Below are 15,349 nucleotides of genomic sequence, written 5' to 3'. Positions count from 1 at the left end.
GGTGACTCACCGTACTCGGGTCAGGGGCGCAATGCGATCTTTCTCGCGCAGCGTGGCTGGAATGTGTCGGGCTTTGACGTCTCAGCAGTCGGCCTGGCGAAGGCGAGAGAGGCAGCGGTCGCTCAGGGGCTCCCACTGAACGCCATCCACGCCTCGGATGAGGAGTTCGACAGCCGACAGGCGCACTACGGAGGTCACACTGCTCTCTGCCCCCGCGAGGTAGGCGTCTACCGCGCGAGCCCACGCGAAATCCTGGCCAGGGGCATCCTGTACGCCGGCCCGCACGCCCGCTACCGCCAGCAGGATCCCCGCCAGACACGAGCGCCGCCAGCCATCGTCGAGGGCATCGGCAAACATCATGGTCACCCAGGGGCTACGTCGCATTATGGGCCTTCCGCCAACCTGCCTCGCGTACGTCTGAGGTGAAAGTCTGGCGTGACCAATTCGAGGATCGATCCGGGTGTGGGATGCTGTGGCTACCGAACCCGTATGGTCAGGAGGCTGCGTTGCGCGTATCCGTCGCCACCACGCTCATGGGTGTACTCGAGCTTCAGGTCGGAAGCCACGGACAGGCGCACGCACCCGCGCAACCGACGTTCCGTTCCGGGACGACGCTCGTTGAAGTGTCAGCCGTGGTCACGAGCGACGGCCGTCCCGTCGGTGACCAGCGGGCCGACGAGGTCACGGTGCTGGACAACGGCGTCAGGCAACCCCTGATCGCGTTAGAGTACGTCCATCTCAGTCTCCTGGTCGGGCCCGCGCAGCGCCGCGACTTCGTGGTGGTGATCGACAACCTGCACATCGATCCGACCCGGACACCGCAAACCATCGACATCGCGCTCGGGTTCATCGATCGGCTGGGCGCATACGATCGGCTCGCCGTCGTGACCACGGGCTTCCCGAACGACGCGCGCGATTTCACGACAGACCGGGAGGCGGCCCCGGCATTCGTCCGTAGCACGCGTGGTCAGCACCAGATGACGGCTCTTGTACCGGGCGAGTTCGAGACGCAGGCCCGCCTGGCCATGGAATGCCTGGCGAAGGTAGCCGGCGGCGTCCGTTCCGACGCCGAGCGCCGTTCGGTGTTGCTGATCAGCGGAGGGCAGCGCCCGCTCAATGGACAGTCTCAGTTCAGGCGGGACGCACACAACGGGTACGACGAATATCTCGAGGTCATTCGCAACGCCGCACTTGCCAACGTCGCCATCTACACGATCGACCCGAGCGGTCTTCGCGCAGCCGGCTACGGAGCGATGTCCTCCGGGCTGTCATCCCCCGCGACGCTGGACAGTGAGCTGACAGGCAGCCTCGCAGTGCTTGCCCTGAACACGGGTGGCATCAAGACCCGCTGGACCAACGACCTCACGTGACGATGCACGGAACAATGGACCGCCGATCGCGCGCAGGCCGTCTGGCGTGCGTCCTCGCACTCGCGATGCTTCCCTCTGCCGCAGCGGCGCAGAGTGCATCGAGACCGCCATCCGGTGAAGCGCTCTACAAGACGCGTTGCGCCGCCTGCCACGACAACGCGGACGGCCGTACGCCCTCGAAGGCCACCCTGCGGGCGATGACCTCGACGCGCATCATGCGGACGCTCGACTTCGGCGCCATGATGACGATTGCCTTCGCGCTGCGGCGTGACGAGCGCGAGGCCATTGCGGCCTACCTCGGCAAGCCCGGCGGCGAGCCCGGTCCGCGGCCGCAGGCGTACTGCGCCGATCGCCGCGTGACGCTCGGCGACATGACGGTGCCCTCGTGGAATGGATGGAGTCCCGAGCGAGACAACACGCGCTTCGTTCCCGGCGTTCGCGCCCGGCTGACAATCGAGCAGGTCTCGCGCCTGAAGCTGAAATGGGCGTTCGGTTTCGAAGGGGACATCGCGGCGTTTGCCGAGCCGACGGTGATCGGCAATCAGATCTTCATCGGTAGCGCCAGCGGCGTCGTGCACGCGATGCGCGCCGACACCGGATGCCTGCAGTGGACGTTCCAGGCCAACGGCCCGATCCGCTCGGCGATCGTCGCCACGCCGTTCGAGGGACGCCACCTGCTGGTGTTCGGCGATCTCACCGGGTGGCTTTACGCGCTCGACGCCGCCACCGGGCAACAGGTCTGGCGCGTGCGGCCCGAAGCGCATGAAGCCGTTCGTCTCAGCGCTGCGCCGGTCCTCCATGAAGGATTGATCTTCGTGCCGGTTGCCTCGTGGGAAGAATCGCGTGCGTTGAACGCAGACTACCCGTGCTGCACGTTCCGCGGCAGCGTCGTCGCGCTGCGGTTGCGCGACGGCGGCCTGGCGTGGAAACGCTACATGATTCCCGACGCGGCGATGCACACCGGGAAGCCCCCCACGGGTGCGGAGACGTTCGGGCCATCCGGCGTCGCCATCTGGGGCGCGGTCACGCTCGACCTGAAGCGGCGACGGCTCTACGTCACGACAGGGAACAACTATTCGCTGCCGGCCACCGCGATGAGCGACGCGATTGTCGCGCTCGATCTCGACACCGGCAACATCGTCTGGTCGCGGCAGGCGCTGCCGAACGACGTCTACAACTCGGCGTGCTCGCTGACGCCCAAAGCCGCAGGCTGTCCGGAAGGCAACGGACCGGACTACGACTTCGGCTCGCCGGCGATCCTGGTGACGACGACCGGTGGGCGCGAACTGCTCCTGGCCGGACAGAAAGCCGGAATCGTCTGGGCGTTCGACCCGGACAACAGCGGGACAGTCGTGTGGCAGTCGCGCGTCGCCAAGGGCGGAATCAACGGCGGCGTGCAATGGGGCATGGCCAGTGATGGCACGCGCGTGTATGCGGCGACGTCGGACGCCGCCGTGACGCGCACTGCAACGGCGCGCGTGCTCGATCCGAGCGCCGGCGGCGGAGTGACCGCGCTGCGCATCTCCGATGGCAGCGTCGAGTGGCACGCCGAGCCACCGCCGTGCGCCGGGCGCGCGAACTGCAGCCCCGCGCAGTCGGCGGCAGTGACGGCGATTCCCGGTGCCGTGTTCGCTGGATCGTTGGACGGGCACCTGCGGGCGTACTCGGCAATCGACGGCAAGATGCTCTGGGACTTCGATTCCGTCCGCGACTATCAAACCGTGAACGGCGTGAAAGGCAGTGGCGGCGCCATCGATGGTGCAGGGCCCATCGTCGTGAACGGGATGGTGCTGGTGACCTCCGGCTATCCGCGTTTTGGCGGGATAGCCGGCAACGTGCTGCTGGCCTTCGCGCCCGAATGAACCTGCCGCTTCCGAGACTTGGCCGTTCACCCGGCCCCCGTATGCGCGACGATCACGCAGGGGCGGTCGACCGACGTAGCTTGGCGAAGTCGGGCCTCCTTGCTCGTCAGCTTTGGCTGGCACGCCATCACCATGACGCGGAGGCCGCCGGCACGCCACCGGACACACGCTGTCGGACGAGCGGAGCGCCAAGAGCCGTGCACCAACGCCCTTGTGAGGCCGGAATGCTCGCTCGTTGAAGTTATCGCGAACATTCCGGCCGGCCGCCGATCGCATCAGGCTTTCGCGATCCCGAAGGCCTGTTCTACCAAACCATCAAGCTGGCGCACGCCGGGGACCTCGATCGCGCCGTCGAAATCCTGGCGGAGGCCGTGGGCCGGGGTTTCTATCCCTACGAAACGTTCAGGCGCCACACGTGGCTCGACCCACTACGCAAGCGTCAGGACTTCAACGCCATTCTGGAGAATGCGGAACATCGCCACCTCCAAGCCCGCGCGGACTTCGTGAACGCAGGTGGAGAAGCGCTGCTCGGCGCTGAAGGCTAGGCGTTCAGAGCTCGAGCGCCCTGGCTAAAACGTCACACTCGAAGCCATCGAACCTGCGGTGTGAGGGAAATCTTCAGACAGTGCTATCGTCCCCTTCATGGCTTTGCTCAGAACTGCGCTGACTGCGACCGCGCTGCTCGCCATCGCATCGTCATATCCGACTGCCGCGCCCAAGTACTCGGCATGGACCGCACCGGTCAACCTCGGGGCTCCTGTCAATTCGACCTTTGCCGATGCCGGTCCCGCAGTATCCAAAGAGGGATTGAGTCTGTACTTCCATTCCGAGCGCCCCGGCGGGCAGGGCTCGACAGACATTTGGGTGTCGCAACGCGCTGGCGAGGATGAGCCGTGGGGCCCACCGGCCAACATCGGGACGACCGTGAATACCCTGTTCATCGAGGCTGTCGCCGCGCTGTCACGCGATGAGCACTGGCTGTTCTTCTCGAGCGATCGCCCCGGTCCATCGATCAGGTTCGACGGGCTGGAGATGTTCTTCTTCTCGGATCGGCCTGGCGGATTTGGAGCCGTCGACCTGTGGGCGTCGACGCGCGCCACGATCCTCGATGCCTGGTCAGCGCCGACGAACCTGGGAGCGATCGTGAATTCTGTCGCGGGGGACTTCCAACCCTACATCGCATCAGACCGGGAGACGCTGTACTTCGGCTCGGCTCGTCCCGGCGGCGTAGGAGGTCAAGATATCTGGGTGACGAGGCGGACGAAACGGTAATTCATGACGACGAGCCGGGCTCCCTGCCCCGTCGGCAACGGCGACGCACTCCCGGCAGACCGTCCTCCTCGAAGGCCAGTACATCTCGTCCGGCGTCTGTCCGCGAAACGCCGAGGGCGGTCCGTCGCCGCCAGGCCTGAAGCCGACTCGGCGACACCTGAAGGAACCGCAGGACGCCTCGCCATGGGATGTACTCGCGGGCCCGATCGACCGCGCGCAGGATGCGCGACTTGGCCCCACCGCCCGGCAGGCGCTCTCGTGCGAGCCTGAACCCGGAACTGTGGAGCAGAGCGAGCGCGAGCCGGAGCTGGGTCGTGCGCTCCGTGCCGGCCCGAATGCGGCAGCACGCGATTGTGTTCGTCCACGTAGAACGCCACCACAGTAGACTCGGAAGGAAGCCCGCCATGCCGGACTACGACTTCAACTATCGCAGTGGTAGCGGCGACACGTTTATAGGTGCGCGGCCCGCGCCAGACCTGGCGCGGCCCATTGTTCGTGCCTTCGTAGCGGCCCCACAGCCACTGCGGAAGATTCGGTTCGAGACCTCGCGATACGCTCCCAACCACGTTGTTACAATTCGCAGCAGCAGCGAGGGTTGGGCAAACGACACGTTCGGCGCGTACCGGGACGGCGCGTGGGAGTTCTTCTTCGAAATTCCCAGCCTCCCGCCGGCGATGGCCTTCAAGTTCATGCTCGATTGCGAGCACTGGATGCAGGGCGCCGATCTGAACGTCGCCACGAACGTCGATCATTCATTCGACGAGAGTACGGTCCAATTCCCCTCCGCAACGAGTCGGTTCCAGCACGGCTACGACAATTTCCAAATCGACCGTACGAAGCTCGCTCAGGACGGCGTTCCCCGCAACACTCGCGAAGACATCTTCTACGACGTGATCATCATCGGCTCTGGCATGGGAGGTGGCTCGCTGGCTGACGCCCTGTCCGACGCCGGCATCAAGACACTGGTGCTCGAAGCAGGTGGCCTGACTCTGCCGACGCACATGACGAACCTACCCGGCGACTGGTCGCGGACGGCCAACCATCACAGGGTAGGCCACTTCGTGAACGAACCTGGTTCCGATTTCCTTCCGGGCGTTCACCTGAGTTTCGGTGGACGATCCGTCTACTGGTCCGGGCTGATTCCCAGGATGCACGATTGGGAACTGTCGTTCTGGCCAGACCCAGTCCGGAACTTCCTGACACAAGGCGGCTATGAGCCGGCGGAACAGCTGCTGCGAAAGACGAAGCGTCTCGGGCCATTTCAGGATCAGGTCGTCGCCCAACTGAAGGCCGATTTGCCAGAATGGCATGTCGAGGATCTTCCTCGCTCAGGGCACCAGCCGTTCCTCAATGAAGCCGGGGAGCTTGAGAGCGTCGTTCAAGATTCGACCGGCATGTTTTCCACCGCCGATTTGCTACTCAGTTCGATGGGGTATGCGGAAGCGGCAGGGCGAAACAACCTGACGATCAATCTCGGCCATCTGGTGACTCGCATCGCCACGGAAGGCACAAGGGCCACCGACGTCGTGTGCGAGGATCTGCTCGGCAACACCACGCGCCGATATCGCGGCAAGTTTATCGTGCTCGCCGCCGGTTCGTTGGAGAGTGCCCGAATCGCCCTGAACAGCAGTCTGAGCAATCCCAACGGCCTGCTGGGTGTTGGCCTGACAGATCACCCGGCGTTCTTCTCGGCGCTGTACACCATCCCGAATGGCAGTCCCTTCGGCGGCTCGAAGCGACATGCGAAAGTCTTTCTGTTCAAGAAGACGGCGACCTTCCAGGATCATCCGTTCAACGTTGAACTGGTGGTCAATCCCGAACTGTGGCAGGTGCGCAACTCGGACGACGATCTGGTTCCCGTGCCGGATCCCTCGAAGATCAAGATGACGTTCTCGTTCGCGAGCTTGCTTGATAACGCGAACCGGCTATCTTCACCAGGTGTCGGCAGGAAACTGTCCGTGAACGTCCGGCGCAATCAGGCTGGAGTCGCGCACTTCGACGCCGCCCGCGCGACACGCAACACGATCCTGGACTCGCTCGGCATCCCCTTCACCGCCAACGAAGGAATGGGCTACGGCAATGAAGGAACCGTGCACCACGCCGGCGGCACGATGCGGATGAGCGGCAACGCCAGCGGGGTCGTCGATACGAACCTCAAGTTCGAAGCGTACGACAATCTGTACTGCGCTGATCCCGCCGTCTGGCCCTTCATCCCAGCCGCGAATCCGTCCCTCACGCTGGTTGCCCTGTCGCTCAGACTGGCCGACCACCTGCGAGCGCGGATCTGACGACTCGACGTGACACGCTGCATCGCGTGCAGCGGCGTTGGTGCGCGGCTCACACCTGGACTCGCAGCCCCCCGTCACCGACTGGGGAGCGTCGCCCAATCGATCCGGTGAACAGACATTGCACGTCGCTTACCGATCTTGCAGCCACCGCCCAAACGCCGGCGCCTGCCGCGCCTTCACCGCCGTGCAGGTCGCGATCCGCTCGAGCGACTGCTGCAACAGCCGTGCGGCTTCGGGCACCGGGTGCGCATCGAAGAACGCCTTGATCTCGGCGGCGCGTTCCGCCGAACAAAACGCGCCGAGCCCGTGGACGATGGCGGGAACGCCTTGGAAGGTGCCGAGCTTGGCGGTGATCGCCGGCCATTCCGCTTTCACGAAGGCCCACGTCGAATCTTGTGTCGCGGACAAACTCAGAAGTTGGTGCAAGAGCATCCCCGCATCTTGCGACCGCACGTCGGGCGAGATGGAGGACTGCTGCGTGCGCGTGATCAGCGCCGGATCGCGGAACGACGCGAGGGTGTAGAAGTAGCGGTAGTACTCTTCCGGCGCCGCCGACGACGCGGTCATGCGCGCGACGAATTGCTCGTAAAGCGCCGCGTCTCCGTCCGACACCGCGACCTTCAGCACCGGCGCCACCAGCGTCGGGGAGAGCGACGCGGGTCGAGCCATGTAGGCGAGCGCCAGATCGCGAGCGCGCGTCTGGACTGCTGCGTCGCTGCTCAACAGCGTCAGCAGCGTGCCGCGGCGGCTGTTGGTGTCGTCGCTATCGCCAAGACCGTTGGTCAATCCCATCGCGTCGAGCGTGGGGCGAAAGGTGGCGTGTACCCAGGTTTGCCATGCGGCGCGCTGGCTCGCACTGGCGATGTCACTGCCGACTTCGCCGAGGCGGTTCGCCATCTCGGCGACCACGGCCGATGTCTCGTCGCGCGCGAGCGCGGCGACCAGATCGAGATACGTGCCGACGTCGTGCCTCCCTGACTGCACCATCCGCCACTCGTCGCCCAGCAGGCTGAGACGTTCGGCAGCCGTCAATGACGGTGTGCGGCTGGCCAGCGCCGCTACAACTGCCGGCTCATACTCGGTGTAGTAGTAGCCGTGCGCATCGGCGTTGACCATAGCCGCGCCGCACCCTGCAGCGCGAATGGTCTGCTCGCGTGCGGTGACCATCGTGCAGGTCGCGGATCCGGACGCCGTCTTGACGCAGACGGGCAACGTCCACGTCTGCGCGGCCGCCGCCCCGCCTTCGACCACTAAGCGTTCCTGTCTCAGTAAGACCTCCGTGTTACGGCCTTCGCAGCGTGCCTGCACGGACAGGACCGGCGCGCCAGGCTGGTCCACGAAACTCTTCATGATGCGGTTGACGGGCTTGCCTGTGACGCGCGTCATCTCGCTCCAGAACTGGTCGCCAGTGGCGTTGCCGAGCGCATACTTCGCGAGGTATGACGACACACCCTTCCGGAACGCCTCCGGCCCCACGTAGGCCTCGATCATGCCAAGCACGCCAGCGGTCTTCTCGTAGGCGATGGGGTCGAATACCTCGTTGATCTGCGCGGGAGTCTCCACCTGCGTATGGATGGCGCGCGTTGTGCGGAGCGCATCCAGGTTCAGCGCGATCTGCGTTTCCGCGGCGGCCTTGACATCCATCTGCCACTCTGGCTTCCACGCCGCCAGGGGCTTGTTCGCCGCCCACGTCGCGAACCCTTCGTTCAGCCAGATGTCGTCCCACCATTGCATCGTCACGAGATTCCCGAACCACTGATGCGCGATCTCGTGCGAAATCACCGACGCCACCGCCCTGCGCACATCGACTGACGCCGTCGCCTCGGCGGCCAGCAGCAACTGCTCGCGGAAGGTGATCGCGCCGGCGTTCTCCATGGCGCCGGCCGCGAAGTCTGGCACACCGATGATGTCCAGCTTCGCGTAGGGATATGGGATGCCGAAGTACCTGTTGAAGAACGCCACTTGCTGTTCGGCCGCCGACAGCGCAAAGGCGGTGAGGCCTTCCTTGTCGGGCGTGGCACAGATGCGAATCGGCGTGGCGCCCGCGGCCCCGGCACGACAGATGAAATCCCCCACGAGCAGCGCGACGAGGTAGGTGGACATCTTCGGCGTTGGCGCGAACACGATCGTGTGCTTGCCTGGTTCGGGCCCCGGCGAGTCCGACACCTGGCGGCCGTTTGAGATCGCGGTGTCGGCGCCATCGATCATCAGCGAGATGTCGAAGGTTGCCTTGTAGGCGGGCTCGTCGAATGAAGGGAACGCGCGGCGCGCGTCGGTGGCCTCCATCTGGCTTACCGCGTACCTGCGGCCGTTGGCCGTGCTCAGATAGAACCCTCGCAGCTTGTCGTTGAGGATGCCGGTATAGGTGAGACGAATCGTCGCGGTCCCTCCGGCGATCGCGCGCGGCACAGTGAGCGTGGCGGTCTCGGCGGTCGCGTTGAGGCTCACGCTCGCCGGTTGCGATCCGCCGCCGTCTTCGATCGTGACGTCGCCAAACGTGATCTCGGCCGCATGGAGTGTGATCGACGTGGAGGGCGCGGCCAGTGTGACGTCAATCGACTCGCGGCCGCGGAACGTCTCGCGTTCGAGGTCTGGCGCCAACCACAGGGAATAGTGCAGGGGCGTAACCGTGCTGGGCAGTCGCTGCGCAACCGCCGGCGCAGAAGCCAGGCAAAGGCAAATAGCCATGAGCGAAGGACGCATGCCGCCACACTAACATCTGCCCGCCCATCCGTGTCTGGGGAGCCGCACCCGTGCCCCGTCCGCCGTGTTCTGCCGCGGCCCATCCTCTTCGCCCACACTGTCAGACCTGTGCTGTCGAGTGACGACAACTCGCGCTGCGATGTACGAAATGTACTTGTGCACAGCACGGTTGGCCTCGGCGGTGCGTTCGTAGTCGACGTAGTTGGGGTGCGTCACCTTGACTTGGAAGAGACCCGCGGTCATGTTGGAATCGAAGCCGTAGTAAACGGTGACGCTGGTGACAACCGTCCTGCCCTGCAGCGTCACGGTGGCGGCGACGACGGGCGCCCCCCGCCGGACGCGGGGCTTTCGGTGGTGGTAGCAGGTAATGCGGCCTACCGCCGCACTCCGATGTCCCGCTGTAGCTGAGCGCGCCAATAGGAGAGCGTTGACTTCTATGAGCCACAGCGAGCCCATCTGTACCAGGGGATGCGAAGACGCACGCTGGGAAACAACCGCGCATGATGGGGACAGCCGCATGCCGCGTTGACAACGGCCCGGAGATGTAGGCAAGCGGAAACGCGATGGACCCACTTCCCTTCGACTTGCATGGACACGTGGCACTCGTCACGGGAGCGAACCATGGCATCGGCGCGGCGACAGCCCGTGCTCTTGCCTCATGCGGCGCGGCCGTGGTCGTCTCGTACTTGCGCATTCCCGATAGCGGCGAGCCGGAGGTTCCGGAGACCTATCGCCGCAACCGCGCGACGGGCGCGGCGGAAGTATTGTCCGTCATCGAACGCCAAGGCGGCCGAGCCATCGCGATTGAGGCCGACCTGGCCGACACGGGCGTGGCCACGACCCTGTTCGATGCGGCTGAGACTGCGTTCGGCCAGGTCGACATCCTCATCAACAATGCCACCGGGTGGATCGCCGATACGTTTCTACCAACGCGCGAGCGCAGGTTCGGTCACGAACATGAAAGGGTCTCCGCCGCGACAATCGACCAACAATTCGCCGTGGACACACGTGCGGCGGCCCTGCTGATTGCCGAGTTTGCTCGCCGACACGTGGCGAGAGGGGCCACCTGGGGCCGGATCCTCGGACTGACCTCCGGCGCGCCTACTGGCTTTCCAGGCGAGGTCTCCTACGGAGCGGCGAAGGCCGCCCTGGAGAACTACACCATGTCTGCTGCCTTCGAACTGGCGGCACTGGGGATCACGGCCAACATCGTCCATCCACCCGTGACCGATACGGGATGGGTGACCGATGCGGTGCGCCGCCACGTCGGCGAACGCCCGGACTTGCTTCACATCGCGACTCCCGATGATGTCGCGCGCGTCATCACCTACCTGGTGTCAGAAGAGGCACGACTGATCACAGCCAACAGGGTGCACCTCCGATAGCGTGCGCGACGCGACGGACGCTGGCCGATGGCGACCAGCGTAGGCTCGCTCATACGCGGCGCATCGCTGGACGGCTAGTGCCCCTGTTTTCCATCGACTTCCGCCTATCTATCTGGGGCTACACTCGGTTCAAGAAGCCGGCGTTCGGCGGAATCCTGGGCTGCGTCCCCCATTGTGGGTGCGGCTGATATTTTCTCCGACGCTGATCAGATCGGGAGGACTCATGCACCGTCTGCTCACGACATTCCTCGTTGTACTTGCAGCGTGGCCACTGGCAGCTCAGCGCTACCCTGACGCGCAGGAAGATGGGCACTTCACTGGCGCTGATGATGTGCGCCTGTTCTACCGCAAGCTCGGCACCGGCAAGGATGTCGTCGTGATGCTTCACGGCGGCCCTGGCGGCACGACGAACAACGGTGAGGAGATGGCGCCACTCGCGAAGGGGCGAACGCTGATCTTCTACGATCAACGGGGCGGAGGCCGGTCGGATCTGGTGTCGGATCCCACACTGCTCACAGCGAATCATCACGTTCGCGACCTCGAGGCCTTGCGCCAGTACTTTCGGCTGGAGCAGGTGTCGCTGCTGGGCATTTCATGGGGATCCGGCCTGGCGGCGCTGTACACCGCGGAGCATCCGGCAAGAGTCTCTCGCTTGTTGCTGGTCAGCCCCATGCCCGTCGCCCGATTCCCGTTCGGCCCAGAGCGCCGGGAGAAGATCGATGCCGTCCTCGGAAGGTCGATGATCGTGCGTCGGGACGAAGTCGCCAGGAGGATACCGACCGCCAGCGATGACGACGTACTCGCGCTGTGCCGGGAACAGCTCAGCATAGGTATGAGCGCGTACCTCGTGGACCAGCGCCACGTTGCCCGAGTCGCCGATCGTTGCAAGCAGATGCCGCCGGCAGCGATTCGCAATCGTCCGAACGTCGCTCGCGCAGGGATGGCCTCGCTCGGTGATTGGGATTTCCGGCCGCTGTTGACGCGCCTGACGATGCCCGCGCTCGTCTTCGAAGGAGCGAAAACGAACGTGCCGCTGAATTCCACCCGCGAATGGGTCTCCGCGCTTCCTCATGCACGGCTCCTCTTGATCCCCGACGCTGGCCACGAATTCTGGGCGGAAAAGCCCGACGAGTTCGTCGCGGCCGCGGACACGTTTCTTCGCGGCGAGTATCCGAAGGACGCGGAGGTCGTGAAATAGTCGGCCGACACCAGGAGCACGTATGACCAAGCCGTTCCGGATCTCGCTGCTCGCCACCGCGCTGTTCTCGTCGACCTTGGGCGCTCGTCTCCAACCCGCACCGGAGGTCGTGGCCTTTACGCATGTGGCCGTCGTGGATCCCGGCGGGACCGCCACGCAACGCGACACGACCGTCGTCGTGACCGGCGATCGGATCAGCGAGATCGGCAGTACGGGCGACGTGCGCATCCCGCCGGGTGCGCGAGTGGTCGACGCCACGCGCCAGTACATGATCCCGGGGCTGTGGGACATGCACGCGCATATCTTCAGGCACGGCCGCGACGCGTTCTTCCCGCTGTACGCCGTCGCTGGAGTGACAGCAGTCCGCGACATGAACACCGCCGTGCCGATGGTGGAGATCGAGGCGCACCGCCAGAGGCTGGCCGCAGGCACGCTGATCGGGCCGCGGCTGATTGCCGTCGCCGGGCCGCTGATTGCCGGGCCGGTGGGGGAAGGGCGGTTCCCTCCGCAATGCATCGTCGCCACGCCGGCCGAGGCCCGCGCTGCCGTCGTCGCGCGCAAGTCGATGGGTGTGGACTTCATCAAGGTACACGGCGGCCTGTCGCGAGAGCTGCTGCTCGCGATTGCCGACGAAGCCAGGCGCCAGGATCTTCCGCTCGTGGGCCACGCGCCTGGCACACCCGAAGAGGCATCCGACGCCGGGTTGCGGAGCATCGAGCACAACACCGGCGTGCACATGTCCTCGTCGCCCGACGCGGCGGAGTTGCGGAAGGCGAACAGAGCGGCGACGCCGGATCCGGGCGTCGGCTTCATGATCCAGAACCTGCGGCGTCGAGCCAGGGCGAAGTTCGACGAGCAGACGGCGCAACCACTCTTCGCGAAGTTCCGCGCCAACGATACCTGGCTGGTGCCCACGCTCGTGCAAGGCCTGGCATGGCAGTACCTGGCCGACGGCACAGTGCCATACCCCGGCTGGATGCGCTACATGCCGCGGAGCTTCACCGGCGAGTGGAAGAACGCGCCCGGGTTCATCAATCCGAGCGCGCAGGACCTGGTCGACGGTAACAACGACCTCCGGACGGCGATCGAGATCGTCGCCCCGATGCGGCGCGCGGGGCTGAAGTTGATGGTGGGGACGGACGCCAACGGCCCCTTCCCCTCACTGATTCCTGGCATCAGCTTGCACGAGGAGCTGAGGTTGTTCGTGGAGGCGGGATACACGCCCGCGCAGGCGCTGCGGGCGGCGACGCTCGCACCGGCCCAGTTCCTCGGACGGGAAAAGGACTTCGGCACGGTCGAACGAGGCAAGGTTGCGGACCTGGTGTTGCTCGACGCCGATCCGTTGGCCGATATTCGCAATACCCAGAAGATCCAGGCGGTCATGCTGAACGGCAGGTTGCTGGACCGGAAGGCACTCGACGAAATTCTGAGCCGCCTGGAAGCCTCGGCGCCGAACCAGTAGAACAGGAGTCTTCCAACGTCGTGGAACGACGGCCAGTGGTCGGTCAGACGCCCAGAGTGAGGGGCGAGTAGGTCGCGCGCGACGCTGATCGGTTCGCCTGCAGGCGTGCGCGGCGCGCAGCGTTGGCGCGTGACGTCTTGTCGATCGGATGTACCTTCGACGGCCTGCCGAGCGGAGGGCTCAGGAGCCGTGTACCAACATCCCCGCCGCCCGCTGCGGCGCCCGTCGATTGTCGTCGCCACCGGCCAACGCTTGTCCGTTGATGGAGGTCTGCCATACGCCGACGACGTACCTGTCTCGTGACGCCGCCTAAACTCCTGCCACTTCTCACTCTTCACGCCGCGCGAGTGGAAGACGCGCCATATCAATCATGGCCAGATTCTTCGAGCCGAAGTTGGTCAGAAGCAGGGTCTTCCCGTCGTTGGTCAACCGCAGCTCTCGTGGAAATACTCCAGCAGGCACCGTGCCCAGGACGGCAGCCGCCCCACTCGTGATCTTCCGCGCATCGATGATGGTCAGATTCTGGGTCGCGCTGCTGCCGCCAAAGCGGTTCGAGTTGGTCACGGCAATCCGCGCTCCGCCGTCAAGCACGGCCACCCCGACAGGCGCATCACCAACTGGCACTCGTCCGATCAATGCGTGACTCGGGTCGATCAACAATCGTCGCGTATCGAACGCGAGCAGCGCGTTGTCAGTGCGTGCGCTCACATAGGCGACGTCCCCACTGGCAGACGTCGCCAGTCGAACCGGGTTGCATCCGGCCGGCGCCGCACTGACCACCGCGTTGGCGGGATCGTGCGTCGCGCGCGACACGTCGACCACCAGGATGGCGCCCTCGGCGTACTTGGCTGTCTGTCGCGCCGCCTCAGACCCGGGCGCGCTGCACACTGCTGGCCACCCATAGACCGCAGGCGCGACCTGGCTCGTGGTGTACATGTGTCGATGATCCATTGAGAAGGTCAGCGCGATGGGTGCTCGGCCCGTCGGGATCTGTCCAATGACAGCACTGTTGTCGAAACCCGATGCGCGCGCCTTGGCCAGGTCCACAACACTGATAGCCTGCGCGGACTCGTCACTCAGAAAGAGCCACCGATCGTCCGGAGTGACGTTCGCATAGAAGCGACCAGCCGTCGGAGCGTCATGCAGGTAACCGAGGATGGCGTCGGCGGAACCGGCGATCAGGCGAGCGGAATCGATGAAGGCGACGCGATCGTCGCTGGCGACGATCAGCAGTCCATCGTCGCGCGTCAGCGCCATGCCCCACGGACTGCCCTCGAGTTGAAGCATTCGGGTCAGCAAAGGCTCACCACCCACCCGGCTGACCACCGCGACCCCGCCCACCGGAGCACCGGGCCGAGGCGGCCTGCGGGGGTCGCTTGGTTCGGTCGGACCGGCCAATGAAACGAACACGTGACATCCGTCGGATGTGGGAACGGCCTGGAATGGATTCCCGGGGAGCTCGATGATCGCCACCGGTCTCGACGCAGGCTGCGCGCACGCAGCCGCGTTGATGTGCGACGAGGAACTCGCGCACGACGCCGCAGGCCAGCTCAGTGAGACGAGGATGCTGGCGACGATCCGCCGTCCGTGGTGTCGACACTTTCCGACCGCTTCAGCCATCTGAGCTCCCGCTGAAGGAAATTCCGAGGCGAGTGCCAGCCAGGAGAGCCATCCGGATTGCCGAGATTATAGGACAAGGGGTGCCACGTTCCGGGGCGCTGAGCAACCTCGAGCCACACACCCGCCACTGCGCCTCACACGGGTCCGCCAGCGTCGGAGACACGCTTCGCGCCACCTCAGCGCCCAAGG

General features: G+C 65.2%; 11 protein-coding genes. 7 read left to right on the top strand and 4 right to left on the bottom strand.

Annotated features, from left to right (window positions below; genetic code table 11):
* Positions 1-81: 81 nt before the first annotated feature.
* On the bottom strand, positions 82-360 hold the full coding sequence (locus LuPra_RS12650) for a hypothetical protein (protein WP_110171080.1): 279 nt from the start codon (positions 358-360) through the stop codon (positions 82-84).
* Between the two features lie 146 nt (positions 361-506).
* Here LuPra_RS12650 and LuPra_RS12645 point away from each other — a divergent pair, with 146 nt between their 5' ends.
* Positions 507-1,370 (top strand): VWA domain-containing protein, encoded by an 864-nt coding sequence (locus tag LuPra_RS12645; protein ID WP_157899089.1) that lies wholly within the window; start codon positions 507-509, stop codon positions 1,368-1,370.
* Between the two features lie 14 nt (positions 1,371-1,384).
* Positions 1,385-3,232 (top strand): outer membrane protein assembly factor BamB family protein, encoded by a 1,848-nt coding sequence (locus tag LuPra_RS12640; protein ID WP_162271367.1) that lies wholly within the window; start codon positions 1,385-1,387, stop codon positions 3,230-3,232.
* Positions 3,233-3,507: 275 nt separating this feature from the next.
* Here LuPra_RS12640 and LuPra_RS31835 read toward each other — a convergent pair whose 3' ends face one another.
* Positions 3,508-3,645: a hypothetical protein gene (locus tag LuPra_RS31835; protein ID WP_157899087.1), complete on the bottom strand. Its 138-nt coding sequence runs from the start codon at positions 3,643-3,645 to the stop codon at positions 3,508-3,510.
* 229 nt (positions 3,646-3,874) lie between these two features.
* Between LuPra_RS31835 and LuPra_RS12635 the strand changes: the two genes are divergently transcribed.
* Positions 3,875-4,504, top strand: a complete 630-nt coding sequence (locus LuPra_RS12635; RefSeq protein WP_110171077.1) for a PD40 domain-containing protein — start codon at positions 3,875-3,877, stop codon at positions 4,502-4,504.
* A gap of 404 nt (positions 4,505-4,908) precedes the next feature.
* Complete coding sequence (locus LuPra_RS12630) at positions 4,909-6,792, top strand: GMC oxidoreductase (protein ID WP_110171076.1); 1,884 nt, start codon at positions 4,909-4,911, stop codon at positions 6,790-6,792.
* Positions 6,793-6,921: 129 nt separating this feature from the next.
* On the opposite strand, the gene LuPra_RS12625 is transcribed toward LuPra_RS12630, so the two are convergent.
* On the bottom strand, positions 6,922-9,480 hold the full coding sequence (locus LuPra_RS12625) for a M1 family metallopeptidase (protein ID WP_257724527.1): 2,559 nt from the start codon (positions 9,478-9,480) through the stop codon (positions 6,922-6,924).
* Between the two features lie 578 nt (positions 9,481-10,058).
* Between LuPra_RS12625 and LuPra_RS12615 the strand changes: the two genes are divergently transcribed.
* The 3 genes from LuPra_RS12615 to LuPra_RS12605 all read left to right on the top strand — a co-directional run bounded on the left by LuPra_RS12615 (position 10,059) and on the right by LuPra_RS12605 (position 13,540).
* Positions 10,059-10,880, top strand: coding sequence for an SDR family oxidoreductase (locus tag LuPra_RS12615; RefSeq protein WP_110171073.1), 822 nt, complete (start codon positions 10,059-10,061; stop codon positions 10,878-10,880).
* Positions 10,881-11,103: 223 nt separating this feature from the next.
* The gene (locus tag LuPra_RS12610) at positions 11,104-12,078 is read left to right on the top strand and encodes an alpha/beta fold hydrolase (RefSeq protein WP_110171072.1); all 975 of its coding nucleotides are present in this window, start codon (positions 11,104-11,106) and stop codon (positions 12,076-12,078) included.
* Between the two features lie 22 nt (positions 12,079-12,100).
* Entirely contained in the window at positions 12,101-13,540 is a 1,440-nt protein-coding gene (locus LuPra_RS12605) for an amidohydrolase family protein (protein WP_110171071.1), read from the top strand.
* 327 nt (positions 13,541-13,867) lie between these two features.
* Here LuPra_RS12605 and LuPra_RS12600 read toward each other — a convergent pair whose 3' ends face one another.
* The gene (locus tag LuPra_RS12600) at positions 13,868-14,827 is read right to left on the bottom strand and encodes a YncE family protein (RefSeq protein ID WP_157899086.1); all 960 of its coding nucleotides are present in this window, start codon (positions 14,825-14,827) and stop codon (positions 13,868-13,870) included.
* Positions 14,828-15,349: the final 522 nt, after the last annotated feature.

The sequence above is a fragment of the Luteitalea pratensis genome (assembly GCF_001618865.1).
GTDB lineage: Bacteria > Acidobacteriota > Vicinamibacteria > Vicinamibacterales > Vicinamibacteraceae > Luteitalea > Luteitalea pratensis.
Note: the sequence above shows the minus strand (reverse complement) of the source record. Positions and strands in the feature narration are given on the sequence as shown.